14 protein-coding genes are annotated in these 23,926 nt (G+C 29.2%); 13 read left to right on the top strand and 1 reads right to left on the bottom strand.

Annotated elements, in window-relative coordinates; all coding sequences use genetic code 11:
- The first annotated feature begins 76 nt into the window (after positions 1-76).
- From mnmE to BT151_RS15095, 11 genes are all read left to right on the top strand, one after another.
- Positions 77-1,465, top strand: a complete 1,389-nt coding sequence (gene mnmE, locus BT151_RS15145; RefSeq protein WP_072403208.1) for a tRNA uridine-5-carboxymethylaminomethyl(34) synthesis GTPase MnmE — start codon at positions 77-79, stop codon at positions 1,463-1,465.
- A gap of 486 nt (positions 1,466-1,951) precedes the next feature.
- Entirely contained in the window at positions 1,952-3,232 is a 1,281-nt protein-coding gene (locus BT151_RS15140) for a TolC family protein (RefSeq protein WP_072403207.1), read from the top strand.
- Between the two features lie 6 nt (positions 3,233-3,238).
- Positions 3,239-4,156 (top strand): efflux RND transporter periplasmic adaptor subunit, encoded by a 918-nt coding sequence (locus BT151_RS15135; protein WP_072403206.1) that lies wholly within the window; start codon positions 3,239-3,241, stop codon positions 4,154-4,156.
- A complete protein-coding gene (locus tag BT151_RS15130) occupies positions 4,156-7,155 on the top strand; it encodes an efflux RND transporter permease subunit (protein ID WP_072403205.1) in 3,000 nt (999 codons plus the stop codon). The genes BT151_RS15135 and BT151_RS15130 overlap by 1 nt, the downstream gene beginning before the upstream one ends.
- A gap of 86 nt (positions 7,156-7,241) precedes the next feature.
- Positions 7,242-7,916 carry a response regulator transcription factor gene (locus BT151_RS15125; protein ID WP_072403204.1) on the top strand — a complete coding sequence of 225 codons (675 nt, stop codon included), beginning with the start codon at positions 7,242-7,244 and terminating at the stop codon, positions 7,914-7,916.
- A 3-nt stretch (positions 7,917-7,919) separates the two neighbouring features.
- Positions 7,920-9,167, top strand: a complete 1,248-nt coding sequence (locus tag BT151_RS15120) for a sensor histidine kinase (RefSeq protein WP_084647992.1) — start codon at positions 7,920-7,922, stop codon at positions 9,165-9,167.
- Positions 9,168-9,260: 93 nt separating this feature from the next.
- Positions 9,261-9,716: a PepSY-like domain-containing protein gene (locus tag BT151_RS15115; RefSeq protein WP_072403203.1), complete on the top strand. Its 456-nt coding sequence runs from the start codon at positions 9,261-9,263 to the stop codon at positions 9,714-9,716.
- Positions 9,717-9,875: 159 nt separating this feature from the next.
- Positions 9,876-11,849 (top strand): LTA synthase family protein, encoded by a 1,974-nt coding sequence (locus BT151_RS15110; RefSeq protein WP_072403202.1) that lies wholly within the window; start codon positions 9,876-9,878, stop codon positions 11,847-11,849.
- Between the two features lie 4 nt (positions 11,850-11,853).
- Positions 11,854-12,744 (top strand): diacylglycerol/lipid kinase family protein, encoded by an 891-nt coding sequence (locus BT151_RS15105; RefSeq protein ID WP_072403201.1) that lies wholly within the window; start codon positions 11,854-11,856, stop codon positions 12,742-12,744.
- Between the two features lie 104 nt (positions 12,745-12,848).
- The gene (locus BT151_RS15100; RefSeq protein WP_072403200.1) at positions 12,849-13,424 is read left to right on the top strand and encodes a phosphatase PAP2 family protein; all 576 of its coding nucleotides are present in this window, start codon (positions 12,849-12,851) and stop codon (positions 13,422-13,424) included.
- 132 nt (positions 13,425-13,556) lie between these two features.
- A complete protein-coding gene (locus BT151_RS15095) occupies positions 13,557-16,376 on the top strand; it encodes a gluzincin family metallopeptidase (RefSeq protein WP_143144326.1) in 2,820 nt (939 codons plus the stop codon).
- A gap of 190 nt (positions 16,377-16,566) precedes the next feature.
- On the opposite strand, the gene BT151_RS15090 is transcribed toward BT151_RS15095, so the two are convergent.
- Entirely contained in the window at positions 16,567-19,179 is a 2,613-nt protein-coding gene (locus BT151_RS15090; RefSeq protein WP_143144325.1) for a glycoside hydrolase 5 family protein, read from the bottom strand.
- Between the two features lie 185 nt (positions 19,180-19,364).
- Between BT151_RS15090 and BT151_RS15085 the strand changes: the two genes are divergently transcribed.
- Together BT151_RS15085 and BT151_RS15080 are read left to right on the top strand one after the other, a co-directional pair.
- Positions 19,365-23,414 (top strand): hybrid sensor histidine kinase/response regulator transcription factor, encoded by a 4,050-nt coding sequence (locus tag BT151_RS15085; protein ID WP_072403197.1) that lies wholly within the window; start codon positions 19,365-19,367, stop codon positions 23,412-23,414.
- Positions 23,415-23,621: 207 nt separating this feature from the next.
- The coding region (locus tag BT151_RS15080) for a carboxypeptidase-like regulatory domain-containing protein (RefSeq protein WP_143144324.1) at positions 23,622-23,926 on the top strand (305 nt) is incomplete at its 3' end.

Genomic DNA, 23,926 nt, shown 5'->3' with positions numbered 1-23,926 from the left:
ATTTTATCGCCATTACTAAGATGTTTTGTAGATTATATTGTGTTCAATAGCATTTCAAATTCACTATTTTTGCAGCATGATTAATCAAGATACCATAGTTGCTTTAGCTACACCATCTGGTGCAGGAGCAATTGCTATAATTAGATTATCAGGGAAAGATGCTATTACTTTTGCCGATAATCATTTTAAATCAGTTTCTGAAAAAAAATTATTAAAACAGCGAACTCACACCATTCATTTAGGGCATATAATTGATGGAAAAAGAACTATTGATGAAGTATTAGTTTCTGTTTTTAAAAACCCCAATTCTTATACAGGAGAAAATGTAGTTGAAATATCTTGCCATGGATCAATTTATATTCAACAAGAAATCATTCAATTATTCTTAAGAAATGGTTGTAGAATGGCAGATGCTGGGGAGTTTACTTTAAGAGCATTCTTAAATGGAAAATTAGATTTAAGTCAGGCTGAAGCTGTGGCTGATTTAATTTCAAGCGATAATGAAGCATCACATCAAATAGCAATGCAGCAAATGCGCGGTGGTTTTTCAAGTGAAATTGCAAAACTACGAGAAGAACTTTTAAATTTTGCATCACTAATAGAACTGGAATTAGATTTTGCAGAAGAAGATGTTGAATTTGCCGATAGAACACAATTTGAATCTTTAATTGAGCGTATTACATTTGTTTTAAAACGTCTAATAGATTCGTTTGCAGTAGGAAATGTGATTAAAAATGGAATTCCCGTTGCTATAGTTGGAGAGCCAAACGTGGGAAAATCTACTCTTTTAAATGCTTTACTTAATGAGGAACGTGCTATTGTTAGTGATATAGCAGGGACAACACGTGATACCATTGAAGATGAGTTAGTAATTGAAGGAATTGGTTTTAGATTTATTGACACTGCGGGTATAAGGGAAACTAAAGATGTTGTTGAAAGCATTGGTATAAAGAAAACTTTTGAAAAAATGGAACAAGCACAAGTAGTTGTTCTATTGTTTTCTGCTCAGGAATTTAAAACAGAAAGTAAGCGTCTTAAAATTGAGATAGAAAAAATAAAGAATAAATTCCCTTTAAAGCCATTATTAATAATAGCAAATAAGGTGGATGTTTTGAACGCTTCAGAATTAAATACCTTGGAATCTGAATTTGAAAATATTCATTTATTATCAGCCAAAACAGGTTTAGGTATAGATGAACTTAAAATGAAACTTATAGGTTTTGTTAATACTGGAGCACTTAGAAATAATGAAACTATAGTTACAAATACACGACATTATGATTCACTGTTAAAAGCTTTTGAAGAAATTAAGAAAGTACAATACGGTATAGATACTAATTTATCTAGTGATTTAATGGCTATCGATATTAGAGAAGCTTTATATCATTTCGGAATGATTACAGGGCAAGTAACTAATGATGAGTTACTTGGTAATATTTTTGCGAATTTCTGTATTGGCAAATAAGGTTTAAGCTATATTATATTTGTAATACACTATTACATTGGGTAAAGAAAGTGTAATAGCTTATTGTATTTTATCAACTTAAAAGTACTTTTTTAATTTTTTTAAAATTCATTTTAATTCCCTTTTTCTTAGTAAAAGGTATGCTTATATTATAAACTGACATTATTAGCAGTAGTTTTTTCTGTTATTTTGTTGATATTTATAGGGTGATTATACGATGTTTTTATTTTTACCTAATAAAATTTTATTTGATTGATAGCATATACTTCTTTAAATAATCTTTAGATTTCCCAACTACATTTACCTTGAATTATAAATTTAGGAAACAGTTTTGAATTAATGTTTATAAGATTAGGAGCCTAATTTTGATTGCTCATAAATACTTCATCTATTGTTAGATACAATTAAAGTTAATGGTATTTCTTTACCTTATTTAGGCTTTTTGAATTTATAATTCACTAAAAAAATAATTTTAATCATCAAATATTGAAACAGTTATTCCTTTTTATTATTGTTTTATTTATAAGTTCACTTGCTTTAGGACAAGATAAAACCACTCTTGAGTATTTTATAAATAAGGCAAAAGAAAACACGCCAATTTTAAAAGAAAACAACAATCTACTTAAGATTGGAGAACTTCAAAATAATATTATTACAGCACAGAACAACGCGTTTCAAGTTAACGCAACTTCTGATGTTTTAGTTACACCATTCTTTAATAACAACGGAAAGGCTATTGACATAACGACTTCGCCTTCCGCAAATGCTTTCGGTTACGATGTTGGTGTTACAAATGGAGGATTGTATTCTGCTCAAATAAATGTGACTAAAAATCTATTTAATCAATCAATCACAGATAACCTGTTATTTCAAAATAAAATAGGGAACAATTCAATTACGCTTTCTTCAGAAGAAATTACACATAATCTTATTAAAAATATCACGGATGCTTATATAATGGCATACCAACTACAGTTACAAGAAGAATTCACAAAGGAAATTCTTAAAGATCTCGAAAAACGGTTACAAGTTATAGAGCTTTTAGTAAAGCGTGTTGTTTTAATGGAAAGTGATTATTTGCTTTTACAACTAGATATTGAAGGCAAGAAATTAGAATTACAACAAATTCAAAACAACCTAAAAGTAGCTATTAATCAACTGTATAATTTAAGTAGCACTCAAATAGGAAACATAATCGAACTAGAATCGCCTAATTTCAAGGATGATCAAAATCCATTACAGTTTTTCTATCAGAAAAAATTTAAAAATGATAGCCTGCAAATCGTAGCCAATCAAAGAGTGTTTGAAAACCAATACAAACCACAAGTTACTGCATATGCAAACACAGGATTAAATGCTGTAGAAATTCCAAACATTTATAGAAAATTTGGAGCAAGTGCTGGATTGCGTTTAACAATTCCTATTTATGACGGAAAACAACGCAAATACAATGCACAACAAAGTATTTTAAAAGAAGAAAGTCTGGAGTTTTATAAAGAGAATTCCAAAGTACAAACAGACAATAACCTAAAAAGTATTGAAAATCAAATTCAGGCATTGGTAACCTCCATGGAATTATTGGAGAAACAATCAAAACAACAAGAAAATATTTTAGAAATCTACAAAGGAAAATTGGTGCATGGACAAGTGTCTATTGTAGATTACTTAAACGTTATTCAAAATTATAAACTGAGTGCCTACACAAAATTGCAGATGCAAACCAATCACTGGTTATTACAAAGCCAGTATAATTTTATAAACTGGTAATTGATTATGAAAAAACAATACTTTAAATATATAGCCTTTTTATTATTAATTGTAAGCTTTGCTGCTTGTAAGAAAAACGCTGAAGTTATTCTAGAAAAAAAAGCGCCAATCAATGTTACTGTTGTTGCAGTTCAACAAAACGAAATTAAAGAGTACCTCACGTTTAATGGTCTTACCCAATATCAAAAAAAAGAAAATATTCGCTCTAATGTAACCGGTTATATCTCTTGGATTAAATATAAAATTGGTGATAATATTCATAGCGGACAAACTTTTGCATCGGTTAGAACTAAAGAACAAGATGCTCTTAAAGAAGCGGTAAAAATAGATCCTTCATTATCAAAATTTGTGAGTCCAATAACAATAAGAAGTAATGTCACAGGAATTTTTACTGCTCTCAACATAACGGCAAATGATTATGTTGCAGAAGGAGATGTATTGGCAACTGTTGTGCAACCAAAATCATTAGTAATTCAGGTGAATGTGCCTTACGAATATGAAAAAGCTATACAAATAGGCTCATCGTGCGAAATTATATTACAAAATGGAGAGGTGTTGAATGCAAAAGTAACAGGAACTTTACCAACAATAGATCTAGCGGCTCAATCACAAGTATTTTTAATTGCTTTGCCAAATGCGAATCTTCCTGAGAACTTAAATGTTGAAGTTAGAACGGTTTACAAAGAAGATGCAACTGCAATGACAATTCCTAAAACAGCTTTACAAACCAATGAATTATTAACAGAATATTGGGTGCTAAAAGTAGTAAATGACTCAATGGCTTTAAAACAAAAAGTAGAACCATTACTTAAAAACGACTCACTAGTTCAAATAAAATCTGAAGATATTCATGTGAATGATTTGGTTATTACTAAAGGTGGTTATCAAATGCAAGACTCAACAATTGTAAGCTTCAAAAGATAATGAAAAAGTTACATTCCAATTATAAATTTCCGTTGCTTGCTATAGGTATTCTTGTACTTATTGGTGGGATTTTCACCTATCAAAATTTAAAAACAGGCTTATTTCCAGATATTACGTTCCCGAAGATTAAAGTTATTGCAGATGCAGGACAGCAACCTGTGGATAAAATGATGACTACTGTTACAATTCCATTGGAAAATATCATCCGTCGTACAGAAGGCTTACAATACATTCGTAGCACAACCTCTCGCGGAAGTTGTGAAATTTCCGTTTTTTTAGATTGGAGCACAGACATTAATACTGCCAAAGCACAAATTGAATCCTTCATCAATCAGTCTCAAGGAAGTGTTTTGCCAAACACCGTGTTTTCTGTAGAAAAAATGAATCCATCTATTTTGCCAGTTATGGGCTATTCATTAGAAGGTGAAGGTTTATCACAAGTAGATTTAAAAAAAATCGCAAAATATCAAGTAAAACCTTTTTTAGCTGCGACGCCAGGCGTTTCAGACATTGCAGTTATCGGTGGTAAAGACAAAGAATTTCAAGTTATTTTAAAACCAGATATCATTAAATCATTGGGGATTTCTATTGCGACCATTCAAAATGCTATTGTCAATTCAAACTTATTACAATCTAATGGTTATATCACAGATTTTAATAGGATGTACCTGACGCTTACTGATAATGCAGTAGATGATATTGACGATTTACAAAACCTAGTTATCATCAATAGTTCTAGTCGATTAATTAAGTTAAAAGATGTTGCAAACATAGAAGTGAATGAAGTTAAGAAATACGTAAAGATTCTTGCTAATGGAAAAAACGTTCCTATCATAGCAGTAGTAAAACAGCCGAATGCGAATCTTATTGAAGTCAATACTATTATTGAAAAAAAAGTAGCAGAACTGTCTAAAACACTACCTAAAGGTGTTGTTCTAAAACCTTATTACAAACAAGCCGATTTTGTAAACACAAGTATTGCTAGCATTAAAGATGTGTTGTGGTTTGGTTTGGTATTAGCGCTTTTGGTAGTTATTCTGTTCTTGCGTTCGTTTTCTGCAAGTATGGTGGTTTTATTTACCATTCCAGTGTCTTTGTCTTTAACACTAATTATCCTAGACGCTATAGGCTACACTTTTAATATAATGACTTTGGGAGCAGTTGCAGCGGCGATTGGATTAATGATAGATGATGTGGTTATTATCATTGAACAAATACATAAAATTAGAGAAGAACATCCAGAGCAACCGATGGGTTGGGTTACACACGAAGCTATAACGCATCTTTTCCCTGCAATGATTGGTTCTTCATTAAGCACACTAGTAATTTTTATTCCTTTTGTGTTAATGACAGGTGTCGCTGGAGCATATTTTAAAGTAATGGCATTTAGTATGATTATTGCTTTATCTGCTTCCTTTTTGGTGACTTGGTTAATAGTTCCTGTACTTTCCATTCTGTTTACAAAAAATAAATCTGTAGAGCGAAAACACGAACCAAAAACGAAATGGATACATAGTGTGTTAGGTAAACCAATTATCGGAATAACTTTTTTACTCATATGTGTGGCTATTCTTGTGATTATACCATCTAAATTACCTTCTGGATTTTTACCAGAAATGGATGAAGGAAGTATTGTGTTAGATTTTAATAGTCCATCAGGAACCACTTTAGAGGAAACAGACAGAATGTTGCAAATCGTAAACGGAGTTTTAGATACACAACCAGAAGTGGAAGCCTATTCTGCAAGATTGGGAACCCAAATGGGATTCTTTATTACCGAACCTAATCGTGGTGATTATTTAATTAAACTGAAGGATAAACGCGGCAAAACAACCACGGAGGTTTCCAACGAAATAAGAAAACGTGTAGAAGAAAAAGTACCACAATTAACGATTGATTTTGGTCAAGTAATTGGTGATATGTTAGGAGATTTAATGAGTTCTGTACAACCCATTGAAATAAAAGTGTTCGGAACTAATGTAAATACCTTAGAAAGTTTATCACAGGAAATTGCAAAAGAAATTGAAAAGGTTCCAGGAACAGCAGATGTAAATGACGGAATTGTTGTTGCTGGACCAAGCTTATCAATTATTCCAAACGTTCCTGTACTAGCACAATTAGGAATGACTGTTGCCGATTTCCAATTACAGTTACAAACACAAGTGGAAGGAACTGTAGTAAGCACCATGATTGACAAAGAGCAAATGGTAGATATTCGTCTTATTTATCCTGATGCTCATAAAACTTCAGTATCAGATATTAAGAATACTGCCATCTTATTACCTAATGGTTCAAGCGTACCAATAAACCAAGTGGCATCAATTGAAATAGGAAAAGGTGTTGCAGAGATAAATCGTGAAAATCAAAAATCAATGGGTGTGATTACTGCACGCTTAAATAATCGTGATTTAGGTTCAACATTGAAAGACATACAAAATCATTTAACAAAAAACCTGTCACTTCCTGCTGGTTATACCATTGAATATGGTGGCGCTTATAAAGAGCAACAGAAAGCTTTTAAAGAATTAATGATGATATTAATCTCTGCCATTTTACTGGTGTTTATTGTGATATTATTTCTTTTCAGAAAAGTAAAAATTGCATTGGCTATTATTGTAATTGCTGTATTAGGAGTTTCAGGAAGTTTATTAAGCTTATACTTAACTGGAACGGCATTAAATGTTGGTAGCTACACTGGTATTATTATGATTGTTGGAATTATTGGTGAAAACTCAATTTTCACTTACAGACAATATCAAGAAAGTGACGCTTCATTAACTCATATAGAAAAAATAGAATATTCGATTGCAGCACGATTACGTCCTAAATTAATGACCGCTTTTGCTGCAATAATGGCACTAACACCATTGGCGTTAGGTATTGGTGCTGGTGCACAACTACACCAACCTTTAGCCATTGCGGTAATTGGTGGATTAGTATTTGCTTTACCTCTTTTGTTAATCGTATTACCAACAATCTTGAAAGTAATTAAGGAATAACAGCTTTTGCAATATGATAAGTGTATTTAAATCTTTAGATTAAATTTAGAATCAAATACTAATTTTATTGTTTTAAATTTATCGAAATGAAATATTTAATAGCTGAAGACGAAATCGATTTACAACAATCTATTGTTACCTACTTACAACGTGATGGCAACATCTGTGAAGTGGCTTCAGATTTTGGTGAGGCTTCAGAGAAGGCAGCTATCTATGATTATGATGTGATAATTCTGGACATTAATTTGGTTTCTGGAAGTGGTTTAGATGTGCTTAAAACTTTGAAGAAAGAAAAGAAAAAAGCCGGCGTTATTATTATTTCAGCAAATAATTCATTAACTGATAAATTGGAAGGTTTAGATTTAGGAGCAGACGATTATATTACAAAACCTTTCCATTTAGCAGAACTAAATTCTCGTGTAAATGCAGTGCTTCGACGAGGTAAATATGGTGGTGATGAGATTATGGAGTTTAATGAAATAAAAATAGATACAAAATCCAGAACAGCTTATATAGAAGGAAAGGCAATGGCATTAACACGAAAAGAATATGATTTATTAGTGTTTTTTATATCTAATAAAGGACGTGTGCTATCAAAAGAAATTATTGCCGAGCATCTTTGGGGAGATGATAGTGATTTGTTGGATAGTTTTGATTTTATTTATGTGCATATCAATAATTTAAGAAAAAAAATGACTTCTGAAGGAGCAAAATATATAAAAACTGCTTATGGAAGTGGTTATAAATTTATAGAAGATTAATACGTGTCTAAAAAAACAAAACTCATAAAAAAAACATCTAAAACCTTTCTTATAACAGGTTTGATTTTAGCTGTTTTGAGCTCTATCGCCTTGTTTTTTTACACGAGAAATTTACTGCAAAATGAAGTTGAAGAAGCTTTATATTCTACAGAAGCAAGAGTTGATGATGCTCTAAAAAACAATAAAATACAATATTCCTTACCACCAGTCACCGAAATAAGAGAAGTTAAAATTTTAAAAAAAGAGATTCTAAAGGATACCATAATTTACGATCCTTCACAAGATGAAATGGAGCTCTTTAGAGAACTTTCAACCTATAAATCTATCAATGGTAAAATTTATCAAATTACCATTAGGGATTTGGTAGTAGAGTCTCAAGACATTTTATTGGCTATTGTTATCTCAAATATTGTTGTTTTTTTATTAGCATTTATTTTTTTATTCTACTTTAATACAGCTAAAAACCTTCAAGTTTGGAGTCCCTTTTTTAAAAATCTAGAGCAAATGAAACGGTTTTCGCTTACCACAAAAGAATCTATAAATCTTATAGATAGCGATGTTTTGGAATTTTCAGAATTAAAAACAGAAATAGAGACACTAACTAACAAAGTTAGGATGGATTATGAAAACCTAAAGCAGTTTACAGAAGATGTCTCTCACGAAATGCAAACTCCATTAGCAATCATTCAAGCAAAAATTGATAATATTATTAATGAACACTCTATTAATGATAAGCAATTTGAGCAAATAACTTCTATTCAAAAAGATATACAACGATTAAAGCAACTTAACAAACGTATTGGTATTCTTACTAAAATTGATAATAACCAATTTGTGAATGTTGAGCCTGTTAATCTTTCAGGTTTTATAAAAGAAAAAGTTAATAATTACAAAGAACTTGGTTTTAACAATATTATCCATTTTTCAAATGAAAATTTAACAGTTTTAATGGATGCTTTATTAGGAGATATATTAATTAACAATTTAGTTTCAAATGCTATTAAACATAGTAATAAAGAAGATAAAATCTCAATTATTACCAATAAAAATTCACTGATAATATCTAATGTTGGAGAAGACGCTTTACTTCATCCAGAAAAATTATTTCAACGATTTTATAGAGAATCAAAAGGAAACCAATCTACAGGATTAGGACTCGCTATTGTTAAGAAAATATGCGATTTTTATGGGTTTAAAGTTTCCTATAAATTCGAAGTTAAACAACACATTTTTTCTATTCATTTTTCTTAAAAAGCTTAATTGAATTTTACTTTAGATTTCCTTGAAATCAACTTTAGAATTGGATAATACATTTATACTATTATTAATCTAAAAACGATAAAAATGAAATTATTAAAAATAGTTTTAGGTACTTTTTTAGTATTTACAGTCTTTGCTTTTACTGCAACAGAAAACAAAGCACCACAAAAAGTGAAAGATGCTTTTTCAAAAAAATTTCCAACAGTTAAAAAAGTAAAATGGGAAAAAGAGAACGTTACAAAGTGGGAAGCAGAATTTAAAATGGATAAAGTAAAATATTCAGCCAATTTTCTTGAAGATGGTACATGGAAAGAAACAGAACATGAGATTGATGAAAAAGAAATTCCTGAAAAAGTAAAATCTGCAATAATGACTAATTTCCTTGATTATATAATGGAAGAAGCCGAAATCTCTGAAACCCAAAACGGAATAGTTTATGAGTTTGAGATGGAGAAAGGAGAAATAGAGATTGAAGTGGCTATAGATGTAAATGGTAAAATTTTAAGTCAAGAACTAAAAAAAGAAAATGATAAAGATTAATTTAAGTTAAGTTTTTCATAGATGAAAGGTTGTTTTTTGAGAATGCCCAAAGCCTTTATGGTTTTGGGCATTTTTTAGAATAGATACTTTTTAAACTTTAAATTTTCTTTAGAATCACATAGTATTTTCGGCATAAATTAATATTGAATTCATTAATTAATGTCTAGAATTTTCCCAATGCGCTTTGCATTACTTAAAGCCTATATAGGCTTGTTTTTAATCTTATCATTTATAGTAAGATTAAGTTTCTTTGTTTTGAATTTTCACGAAGTAAACAAAAACTTTTTTATTTTAGGAAACACGTTTCTAATTGGCTTTTTATTTGATGTTGCCACGATTTCGTTTTTTGCTATTCCTTATCTTATTTATTTACTCGTATTTCCTAAACGATTTTATGGTTCCATCATTGATAAAGTAATTACTTATTTTGGTTTTTCTTTAGGAGTATTAATTCTCTTCTTTTCATTTTTTGGCGAGTTTACATTTTGGGATGAGTTTCAAAGACGTTATAATTTTATTGCGGTAGATTATTTAATTTACACCTATGAGGTTGTTAAAAATATAAATGAATCCTATCCATTACCAGTATTGCTATCTGTAATGTTAGCCTCAGTGCTTACAAGTATTTTTGTTGTATATAGACTGGGGTATTTTCGTAAAACTTTTGCTAGTGCAACCAGTTTTAAGCCTAAATTAATAGCAGCATTACCTTGGTTTATTATTGTTGCTATAAGTGTTTCGTTTATTACAAATAAACAAGCTGATTTTTCTGAAAATCGTTACAACAACGAATTGGCAAAAGCTGGTATTTATTCATTTTTTGCTGCCTTTAGAAATAACGAATTACCATATAATGAATTCTATAAAACAATTCCAAAAATAGAAGCCTACATCACAGTTAAATCGAGCTATAGTGATACTAAGGATACATTTATAAATCCAAATGAGTCATCTATTTATAGATCTATTGTTAATTCAGATAGTATTAATCACACTATTAAACCTAATGTTATTTTTATTTGTATTGAGAGTTTAAGTGGCGATTTTCTAAAGGAATTTGGAAACAAAAGCAATATTACTCCAACGTTAGATTCTCTAGCAAATAACAGTTTGTTTTTTAAAAATTTATATGCAACAGGAACACGAACTGTACGTGGTATGGAAGCAATTACTCTTTCTATACCACCAACACCAGGACGAAGCATTGTAAAAAGAAAAAAAAATCAAGGTCTTTTTACTATTGGTGAAGTATTTAAACAACAAGGTTACGAGCGCAATTTCTTTTATGGCGGAGATGGCTATTTTGATAACATGAATACATACTTCGGAGGTAACGGTTTTAATATTGTGGATAGAGGCCGAGGGTTTTTATTAGACAAAAACATAACTACAACACGTACAAATATTGAAGACGGCGAAGTAACTTTTGAGAATGCTTGGGGCGTTTGCGATATGGATATATACAATAAAGTACTTAAAGAAGCAGATAAATCGTTTGAGACAGGAAAACCATTTTTCGATTTCATAATGACAACCTCAAATCATAAACCATATACCTATCCTAAAAATCAAATTGATATTCCGTCGGGCTCAGGAAGAAATGGGGCAGTAAAATATACTGATTATGCTATTGGAGAATTTATAAAAAAAGCAAAACAGAAATCTTGGTTTAGCAATACGGTTTTTGTTATAATGAGCGACCATTGTGCAAGTAGTGCTGGACGTTGGGAATTGGATGTGAAGAATTATCACATTCCTGGAATGATTTCTAATTTACCCAATCAAGAACCACTAAAAGTAAACAAACTGGCTTCACAAATAGATGTATTTCCTACACTATTTGCTTCACTTCATTGGAATTACAACTCAAATCTGTTTGGAAGAGACATCATCGCTATGCAAGCTAATGATGAAAGAGCTTTTATAGGCAATTATAGAAAATTAGGGTATTTAAAGGAGAATAAAGTGTTGATCTTGGATGAACAGGCAAATGACAACTTCTATTCTTGGAATCCTTTAGACAATAGCTTAAATGCTATTCCTATTGAAGAAAAATTTGAAAAAAAAAGTATCTCATTCTATCAAGTGGCAGATGATATGTATCGAAATGGAGGACTAAAAATTAAAGAATAACGGTTTGGTAGATATTCATTTTATAGTAAACCCAATTGCGGGCTCTGGGCAAAATAGTTTTTCTGAACAGTTTCTTCAGGATTATTTTGAATCTGACACATATAACATTACCATTAAATCTTCGGGTTATAAAGGGCATGCCATAGATCTTACTAAGGAATCCATTCACCAAAAAGCACATATTATAGTAGCCTGTGGAGGAGATGGTACTATAAACGAAGTCGCTTCAACTTTAGTAGACACAAATATTCCATTAGGTATCATACCTGTTGGCTCAGGAAATGGACTGGCATCGCACCTTAATATACCAAAAAACACAATAAAAGCACTTCATATTATTAAAAATAACAAGTACACAAAAATAGATGTTGGTTGTGTAAATCAACGTTATTTTTTTAGCAATACTGGATTTGGTTTTACTGCAAATGTTATAGAAAACTATGAAGCCTTGCAAAAAAGAACAATATGGAGCTATGTAAAAGCGTCTTTAAAATCGTTTTTCGAGTTTTATAAAAAAGAAGAAATTATAATTTCAATTGACAATGTTACAGATGTTGTAAATCCTTTTTTAATATTTATTTCAAATTCCAATGAAATGGGATATAACATGAGCTTAACACCTAAAGCTTCTTTACAAGATGGACTTTTAGACGTTGTAATTGTGCCAAAAATAGGTAAAATTAAAATGCTTTTTTTTGGATTCTGTATGCTCATTAAAAAGCCAGACCTATTAAAAGATGTTAAATATTTTCAAACTAAAGAGATTTCACTTTTAAGAAAACGAGGTGCTTTTTTCGAATCACAAATAGATGGAGAATTGTCCAAACTTGGTGAGCAATCTCTCTCTATTTTTTTAAAAGAGAAATCCTTAAGCGTATTTGCAAATGATAAGTAATTCATTGTTTATATGGCTTTAAATTTTCTTAAGAATTCCCATTTACTTTTAACTCAAAATAAAAAAACATAAAGACAGCTACTTTAATTAACATTTCTAATTTGATGATATCAAAAAACATGAAATTCTTGGCTGTATTATGTGTTATTTCATTTCTTACTTCCAGTCCACTACAAGCTCAAGATACTAATGAGACTAAACCGCTAGTAGGAACAACTCAAAAAATAGGAGATGTTATTCTCTTTGCTTTACCAATAGCAACAGTAGGAACATCTTTTATTATTGGAGATAAAGAAGGCGTTTGGCAATTTACAAAAGGACTTATACTTACAGAAGCTTTTACCTATGGCTTGAAGCTTAGTATAAATAAACAACGACCAGATATGAGTAATGATAATGCTTTCCCATCGGGTCATACATCTACAACTTTTCATAGCGCGGGATATATACATAGAAGATATGGATTTAAATATAGCATTCCTGCTTATGCTCTTGCAGGATTTACAGCAGCAAGTAGAATCGACTCAAAAAAACACGATATCCTTGATGTTTTTGCTGGAGCAGCTATAGGTCTTGGAAGTAATTTATTATTCACCACGAAATATCAGCAAGAGCGTATGGAACTTTCTTTTAACAGTAATAGAGGCGAATATATGTTAGGTTTTAAATATAAATTCTAACAGCACCTTTAGTTTTTTAAAATAGAAAAAGATAATATGATTTTTTATAAGTCAAATCTCATTTATAGGCTTTCACAAGTGGGAATTAATCGCAATGAAGATAAAAAATAAGAAGAGTATAAATGAAATTAAATGATGCTACTTAAATTTATTACATTAACTACGTTTTTTCTAACCTCAATATTTGGTTTTGCTCAGCATAAAATAAAAATTGATGCAAAACTAGATACTATTAATCATACCATTCAAATAAGTCAAAAAGTCGTTTATAAAAACACTTCTAAAGACACTTTATCCCAGATTTTATTTCATGATTGGGCAAACAGTTATTCAGATAAAGAAACACCTTTGGCAAAACGTTTTGAAGAAGACTACAAACGAAACTTTCATTTTGCTAGTGATGAAGATCGTGGCTTTACCAAAATAGATTCAATTTATAATACAACAAAAAATATATTAAATTGGCGACGATACAACAAGATACAAGATATATTAGAAGTCAAACTAAATAAAAGATTAGCTCCAGAAGATAGTACAACTATTTATTTTTCTTACTCTGTAAAACTTCCACATGATAAATTTACAGGAAATGGATACACCAATGAGAATAACTACAATCTAAGATATTGGTATTTGGTTCCAGCAGTTTACAATGCTAAATGGGAGACTTATAGCAATAAAGATTTAGGCGATTTTTATGCGCCATTAGCATCTTATGAAATTGAATTTAGTGTCCCTAATACTTATACACTAACTTCTGGTCTTAAGCAATCAGAGCAAGAGATAGATAACAAAAAAACAGTATCACTCATAGGAAATAATCAGCGTGAAATTAAATTATATATCCAAAAGAAATCTAATTTTTATTCACTTAAAACAGATGAATTTGAATTGGTTACTAATATTTTAGAAGACAAAGTTGAAGAATCAAAAAAATTATACATAGCTAATAAGATGGTTTTATTTCTTAAAGAAAATTTAGGTAACTATCCATTAGAGAAATTGATGGTTTCAAACATTGACCAAAGAAAGAATCCAATTTATGGATTTAATCAACTTCCAGAAAAATTTAGACCTTTCTCAAATGAGTTTCAGTTTGAAATGTCCTTGTTAAAAAGTACTATTGATGCTATGCTAGAAAGTACTTTGGTTATTAACCCACGAGAACAAAAATGGGTTTCAGACGGAATTTGGGTGTATTTAATGATGAATTATATTGATACTTATTATCCTGACATGAAATTAGGTGGTTCTATTTCAGAAATAATTGGATTACGCTGGTTTCACGCAGCAGCTTTAGATTTTAACGACCAATATTATTTGGGTTATAAAAATATGACAAGGCGTTTTATAGATCAATCACTAAAAACACCAAGAGATTCGTTGCTAAAATTCAACTATAATATAGCAAACACCTATAAAGCTGGTCTTGGGCTAAAGTATTTAGAAGACTATTTAGATGATGAATCAGTAAGTTTAAGCATTAAAGAATTTTATTCAAATTATAAGCTAAAACAAACTTCTACAAAATCATTTCAGAATATTCTTGAATCTTCCGCTAATAAAAATATTAGCTGGTTTTTTGAAGAGTTTATATCAAGAAATGATAAGCTCGATTTTAAGATTAAAAAAGTAGAAAAAAAAGGAGACTCGTTAATTATTAACTTAAAAAATAGAGAGAAAAATACAATGCCCTTTTCTATTTCTACTATTAAAGATGAAAAAGTAATTGACAAAATTTGGGTAGATGGCTTTCTTGGTAAAAAGCAAATCGTTATAAAAAATAATGAAGCTGATAAATTGGTTATTGATTATGACAAGAATATACCAGAAGTAAAACGCTCTAATAACTATAAAAATCTTAACGGATTATTTAATAAACCATTACAGATTAGATTATTAAAAGATGTTGAGGATCCTAGTAAAAATCAGACGTTTTTTATGCCTGTAATCGAGTTTGATAATATTTATGACGGATTAACTTTGGGAGGAAAATTGTATAATAAAACTATAATTAAAAAGCCATTTATTTATAAAATTACACCAACATATGGTTTTAAATCTAAAGCTTTAATAGGTTCTGCATCACTAGTGCTTACAGAACAGATTAAGGAATCAGGCTGGTATGCATATAAAATAGGGTTATCTGGAAATAGAACCAGTTATGCTCCAAAATTGTTTGCTAATAGCTTTACACCTTATATTAATTTCAACTATAGAGACAAAGATTTAAGAAGTAATTTACAACAAACTATATCTTTGAGAAGTGTGAATATTTCTAAGGATGTTGATTTAAAAATCCCTTTAGAAACACCAAACTATAGTGTTTTTAATACCAGATATTTGTTTTCTAATTCTAATTTTTCAAACAGTATTGTTTTTCAGGGGGATTATGAACTTTCAAAAAAATTTAGTAAAGTCTCTATAATTGCATTTTATAGAAAACTGTTTCTTAGCAATAGACAAATAAGTTTAAGATTATACGCTGGAACCTTTTTAAACAACAATACAAAAGCAGATAATGGTTATTTTGATTTTGCGTTAGATAGACCATCTGATTACTTGTTTGACTATGAATATCTTGGAAGGTCTGAAAATAATGGTTTAGTCTCGCAAGAATACATAACTGCTGAAGGAGGTTTTAAATCTGTATTAGATACCAGATATGCAAATCAATGGTTGACTACTTTAAATGGTGAAGTCAGTATTTGGAATTGGATTCATGCTTATGGAGATATAGGATTTTTAAAGAATAAGGGAATTAGTCCATATTTTGCTTATGATTCTGGTATTAAATTAAGTTTAGTAGCAGATTATTTTGAATTGTATTTTCCTGTAAATTCAAATAACGGTTTTGAATTGGGTCAAGATAAATATGAAGAAAAAATTAGATTTAAAGTTACTTTGAATGTTTCTACACTTATAAAATTATTTACCAGAAGATGGTATTAATAAATTTTCATCAATTTGTATATCTATAATAGTTGGTTTTTTTATTTCAAATAATATCTACTCAAAAGAGAATAAATAGTTTTTAAGCTTTTAAAAATTTATTAGAAATGAATTATAGTTATGGTTTTATTATTAAAAGATGACTCGAATTCAATAAGTTTAATCTTATTTGATTAGAACTATTTCTATACTACTTTAATTCTAAACTAATAATACTAATGCCATGTTTATCTTCCAATTCATTTTTAGGAATTCCTGGACCAATAGAAAATTGAATGCTTTCAATTTTATTTATATCAAAACCAGAGGTAATATTATGCTCTAAATAATAGGGCAAAAAACTGGGATATGGCCTAGGAAGAGTAACTGTTTTAACAGGCTTGAGCTCATTAATATTGATACTGTAATTTTTTAATTCAGTATTAATATTTATAGTTTTTCCAAAAGAAGAGCCATCATTTAAAACAAATGCTATTTGAAGTTTACAGGGTTTGTTATTTAAAGATCTTCCATGAAAAATAATTTTATTTTTTGAAATCAAATCGCTTTTTCTTCCTTCAATTTTATTAATAATATTATGCTTAAATGAGTAATCATAAATGAGTTCAGCATTTGTGTTTTCATTATCTATAAATACTAATTTTTCTAAATTAATTAAATATTCAGCTTCATTATTATTAGTAGTAGGTTCTAGCTTAAATGTTGGTCGCCATTCTTTAATTAATAAATCGGCATCATCAATAGCATTAAATAAATGAATAGGGCTTTCTTTTGGAACAATTGTAATTTTGTATGAATCTCTATTATAAAAATCCCAATCATAAAAATTTCCTTCATTTCCTGATGGATAAGTTATTTGCGAACCATCATTATGTTTAACAATAATATTATAAGTTAAATAGCCTTTTTTTAATTTCTCGTCAGGAATGGTTGCTTTATAAACATAGTTTCCATTGGATTCCATTTTTAAATTAAACAAGTTATTAAAGCCCGCATTTCCAATAAGCGTAATTTCTTTTGGTTTCTCTGGGGAAATGTACTGAATAGTGATTTCTAAAGGTGAATTTCCAGAAACCTCTGTTTTTTTATCATGTTTAAACCAAGCTTTATTTAGATTACTTTTTGGAGCATAAAAATCATTTAATTTGTTCGTTTTAAAAGGGTCATTAACATTCCAATTTTTTACAATTCCTTTTTTACTAATAATGTATGTACCAGGTTTTATTGAGAATGAATTGTTATTTACAATAGTAGAAAATTCGTTTTCTATATTTATCGCTTCAATGTTAAAATTAAATCCTAAATTTTTTAGATTTATGCTCATTTTATGAGTTTCCCATTTAGTGACTGCTACTGTTTTTTTAGGACTATTTCTACCAAAAGGATTATCTACCCAAACAGCATCAGGCATTACTTCTAATCTCCAAACACCTTCATTAATTTTATCTAAAAAATATGCCCCTAAGCCATCATATTCTATAATTCTAGAACTTCCAAAACCAGCTATTTCTTTAAGTTTTTCTTCATTTTTTACATCTGAATTTGTCGAATTTGTGTAGAAGAATTTTTCATCAGAATTATATTCAGCCAAATCATTTTCATAATTCACTTTAAAATCATCAAAACTTGTATTTTCTGGATAAATTCCAAATTCTGAATACATAGGAATTGTGTGAAAAACTTCAGAGCAAATCTTTAAGCCTAAAGCTTTAGAAGGGGTAAAGTTTAAATTCATATAATGCGTATTGTATTCAGTATTATTTGGAGCTAAGAAAGTTGGATCGTAAGCAAAATGTGTCGCAATTTGAATACCGGCAGTTCTAAAACTTCTTGCCATTGCAGGATAAATATAAGATTTGCCAACATCTGCAGCATCAAATTCATATACTAATTTTGCTCCGTGATGTTTTTTAATAACATCATCAAAAGGCATATTATAATCGTTAACATTTGGTAATAAATTACCCCATAATTCTTTACCATAACCCAAACCAGTTGGATACCATTGGAAAGTACCACCTTGTACATTACCATTAAAATAATTATCCATATACTGCACGGCATGACTCATGTTGTAAAAAATAGGTTTTTTTGTACCTGTTTTGCGCATGGCATCGGTCATCTTTTTTATAAATTCTGTTATTTGTTCGGCATCACCTGTATGGTGCGGTTCGTTGCTAACTTCAAAAGCTATAATATTTGGTTCATCTTTATTAGCAACTCCTGTATAAGGATTTATGTGATTTAAAAATTGTTCTAAATAGTTATATTGAGCTTTTATACATTCTGGATTTGAAAGACATTCTCCTTTACCATATTTTGCAGAGAAACCAGGTGTTTTTTCATCTGGTTCTGGCCATCCGTTACCCCAAAAAGCTATGGGTGTAATGACATAATTAATATTGTTGTCTTTTAATTTTTTTAGTAAATAATCAAAAGTATCTAAATGTTCGTTTTCAATTATATTGCCTAATGTGTCACTAATTTCTGTATCCCAAACATGTAAGCGATATAAATCAAAACCCAATCTAGTAAAGTGATACACGTCATTATCAATCGCTTTTTTAGGATCAATTCCCATACGTTTTGCAGAACGGTATGCATGAGCAAAAGGAACTGAATAATTTATACCAAAGCCTTTAACTTCTTTATTGGTTTTTTGCCAACGCATTACACCATTATTGTCAATATTAACATCACCTTTTGATGAGGTTTTTTGAGCGAATGATATTTTAGTAAATAATATCGAAATTAAAATAAATGTTAATTTTAGAATTCTTTTTTGTTTTGAGATAGTAAGCATAACATTAAGTTTTAATTTTATCAAAAATAGTAAATGTATAAATTACATTTGCTATTTTGCTTTTGTGATTTACTAAATGAGTAGTTACAATTATGTTTATAAATAGTTTTTGCGATAAAAGTATTAAGGCGATAACTTATTTTAACTAAATATATAAAATACAAAACAGTGTTTTTACTTTAAATATGTTTAAAAATAAAATATATATACTATGTCTTTTTTTTGTTGGAACATTAATTTGTTTTTCGCAATCTCAAACAACTTTTAAAAAAATAAACCAATCTACAGGTTTATCAAACGGAAGAATTACGAGTATAGTTAAAGAAAAAGAAGGTTTTATATGGATTGGTACAAAAAATGGATTAAATAGGTATGATGGACTTCAAGTAAAGGTTTACACTAAAAAAAACAGCAACCTAGGTTCAAACGATATTTCAGATTTATTTATTGATAGCAAAAATAGACTTTGGATAACTACTCTTGGTGGCGGAGTAAATTATTATGATCCATTAAATGACACTTTTCAAGTATTTAAAAATATACCTAATAATTCAAAATCCTTACTTTCTAATCAAGTAAATACTGTAATTGAAGATTCTAAAGGAAATATTTGGTTAGGTACAGAAAAGGGTTTATGTAAGTTTAATACAAGTACAAACCAATTTATTTCATATACCAATCAACCAACAGCAGACCAATCAAAAAACAGTAATAGTATTACTTGTATTTATGAGGATAAAAATGGAGATTTATGGGTTGGTACATTTGGAAATGGGTTGTTTTTATTTGATGTCGTTGAAGAAAAGTTCAATCAAATAACTCCTAAAGAAACTCAGATTTCAGATTTTATAAATGCCATTTCCGAACTAAATCCCGATAAAATTTTAATAGGAACAAGCGGAAGTGGTTTATTATTAGTTGATATAAGTACTTTTAAATTTTCAAATTTTTTCAAGGAAAACTTATCATTTAAACATGATATTAATATTGTTCGTTCCATAAAAAAAGATAGTAGAGATAATTTATGGATTGGTACCGATGGCAATGGCGTTTTTGAAATTGAATACCCAAACGCTAAAAGTCCTATTATTCATAATTATTTATACAATTCTCAATTAGAATCCTCATTATCTGGAAATGCCATTTATGAAATTATGGATGATAATGATTCTAATATTTGGATTGGGACAGCTTGGAATGGAATAAGCATTCTTGATAAAAAAAACACTAATGAAATCTTATTTAGCGATATAATTGGTCTAAATCCAACGCCTGTTTTATCTATTTATAAAAATAAAAAAAATCTTTATTTAGGTCTTGATGGCGAAGGATTAACTATATATAATCAGCAATTAAATAAAGTTAAATATTATAATGAAAAGAGTAAAAACGTATCTGTAAAAGGTAAATTCATTCAAAAGATAGCCGAATCTAAAAACGGAGATATTTGGTTAGGAACTTTTGCAAACGGATTAGTGAAATTTAACGAAAAGCTTAATACATTCAAGCAATACAAGCATGAATTTAAAAGTAAAAATTCTATAAGTCATGATGATGTAAGAGACATTGTAGAAGATGATAACAATAATTTGTGGGTTGCTACTTGGGGTGGTGGGCTTAATTATTTTAATCCAAAAACAGAGCAATTTATTAGTTATAGGGATAATGCTAATGATAAAAGCACCGTAAATAATGATAATTTAATCTCTTTAGAAAAAGATGGCACTAACATGTGGATTGCCACTTTTGGAGGAGGTGTAAATTTATTTAACACAACTACTAAAAAGTTCTCATATTTTATCCATAACGAATTAGATGTTAACACAATTAGCGGTAATAATATTTTTTCTCTGCTTAAAGATTCAAAAGGTTATTTGTGGATTGGAACTTCTGGAGAAGGTATTAACAGAATGGATTTAAAAACCAATAAAATTGAACGATTCGAAACAAATGATAATATTCGCTACTCAACCATTACTGGCATAATAGAAGATAATGATGCTAATATTTGGTTTAGTACAAAACAAGGTATAATTAATTACAGTTATCAAACAAATACATTTAATACGTTTGCAAACCTTTCTGGCGAATTTCATATTAATTCAATTTTTAAAGATGAAAAAGGATTACTTTATTTTGGAGGTATAAATGGTGTTGTTAAAGTTAATCCTAAAACGGTAGAGATTGAAAATAGTCAACCTACAGTTAAGTTAACTAATTTTAAATTATTTAATAAAGAAATAAATGCTGAAGAAAAAGGTGTTTTAAAAAAGAATATTGCTTTTGAAGAAGAAATCACCCTTAAACACAATCAAGATGTTTTAACCTTTGAATTTTCTGCATTAAAATTCCCGTTTTCAAGTAATTGCGAATATGCTATTAAAATGGAGAATTTTGATGAAGATTGGAGAGATATTGGAAAAGATAGAACAGCAACATATACCAATTTATCACCTGGCGATTATACCTTTAAAGTAAAAAGTAAAGAAACAGGAAGTACTTGGGGAGATGCATATACATCTGTTAATATTCATATTTTAAAACCTTTTTGGTTAAAATGGTGGGCATTCGTTTTGTATGGTATAATATTTTTAACATTGTTTTATTTGTTTAGAAAATATACCATTGCTTGGGAGCGTATGAAAGCTAATTTAGAATTTGAAAAACTAACCCATGAAAAGGATACGGAGTTATATAATTTAAAACAGCAATTTTTCACTAATATTTCTCACGAAATTAGAACACCAGTAACCTTAATATTAAGCTCAATAAACAGATTGTTTGATAAAGGAGAATTGCTAGAAAGAAAACAAATTAAAGCAGCTCATACGGTTAGAAAAAACAGTAATTTATTACTTCAGTTAGTAAACGAATTACTAGATATACGAAAGTTTGAAACAAATGAAATAACTATAAAAGTATCTGAAAATGAATTTGTTTCTTATTGTAAAGAAATATTTTTATCGTTTTCTGAAATAGCGACTGATAGAAATATTGATTACACTTTTGTTTCGGAAAAAGCTAATATAGATTTATGGTTTGACAAAAATCAATTAGAAAAAGTTATTTATAATCTATTAACCAATGCTTTTAAATTTACTAAAAACGGAAGCGAAATTCAGTTTAAAATTGAAAATGATAGGGACTCGGTTTACATAATTGTTAAAGATTCAGGTATTGGAATGTCTGATAATCAAATATCAAAAATTTTCAAAAGGTTTTATCAAGCAGAAACAAACAATACAAATGAAGAATCTGGATTTGGGTTAGGTTTATCAATATCAAAAGAAATTATTGAATTACATCAAGGAAAAATTTCTGTTAAAAGCGAAAAGGATAAAGGAAGTAGTTTTGAGGTGCAATTATTAAAAGGAAAACACCATTTCCCTGATTATGTAGTGGAAGAAGATAATGATTTAGTTACTCAAGAAGTGTCGGAAATTAATCATGTTAACCAAAATATTATAATAAATAAAAATGAAAAGGAAACTGTTTTAATAGTTGAAGATAATATTGGTATTCAAGATTTTTTAAATGATATATTAAATGATGATTTTGAAATAATGCAAGCATTTAATGGAGAGGAAGGATTAAAAATGGCAACAAGCAACTTTCCAGATCTAATAATTAGTGATGTTATGATGCCTATTATGGATGGTATTGAATTTGCAAAAAAATTAAAATTAAATACCAATACCAGTCATATCCCAATTATTCTTTTAACAGCGCGTACATCAATAAAAAATAAAATGGAGGGTTTTGAAACAGGAGCCGATGAATATATTACAAAACCATTTAATGAGGAGTTGTTAAAAACAAGGATTAATAATTTGTTAAATAGCAGAAAACTACTCCGCGAAAAATTTAGAAATGAAAATATGCTAACACCAAAAGAGTTAGCAATAAGTTCTACGGATCAAATATTTTTAGATAAATTATATAAAAGCATTGAGGCTAACTTAGAAACCAATAATTTAAAGGCTGAAGATATTTCTAAAGAAATTGGTATGAGTCACTCTGTAATGTATAAAAAAATTAAAGCATTAACAGGACTTTCTTATGTTGAATTTATAAGAGAATATAGATTAGCAATTGCTAAACAATTAATTGAAGATTTAGGGTATTCAGTTTCTGATGCTTGCTTTAAAGTAGGTTATTCAGATAGAAAATATTTTAGCAAACTATTTAAACAGAAGTTTAATAAGAATCCTTCAGAATTTTTATCTAAAAAATAATAAATTCTATTTTTAGTCGTACAGAATTTATAATATTCACAAAAAAACGAATTTGTCACCTCTTCTAAATGAATTCGACACCCCTAAAAAAGCAGTAACTCTTAGTAATTTTATGGTTAATAGAAGTTGTGTTTCAGATGTGGTGTTTTCACATTTTTAACATCCTTTTATTACAACTAACTTAAACTAATTTAAACTAAACTATTTATGATGAATTTCTTTCGAGAAAAAAAAAGGCATATTAATATGGTACGTTTATTATATACTTTATTCTTTTTGTTTTTTTCCATAATGTCGTTTGCCCAACAAACAGCATTAAAAGGAGTAGTAACCGAGCAATCCACTTCCATACCACTTCCTGGAGTTAATGTTGTGATAAAGGGAACAACTACTGGGACCTCCACAGATTTTGATGGAAACTACCAAATTGAAGTTAAAAATGGAGATATTATTGTCTTTACTTACGTGGGTTATCAAGCCAAAGAAATCACTTATAATGGACAATCTACTTT

Source organism: Flaviramulus basaltis (genome assembly GCF_900114265.1).
GTDB classification, from domain to species: domain Bacteria; phylum Bacteroidota; class Bacteroidia; order Flavobacteriales; family Flavobacteriaceae; genus Flaviramulus; species Flaviramulus basaltis.
The sequence above is the reverse complement of the archived record's forward strand: the minus strand, read 5'-3'. Positions and strand labels throughout refer to the sequence as shown.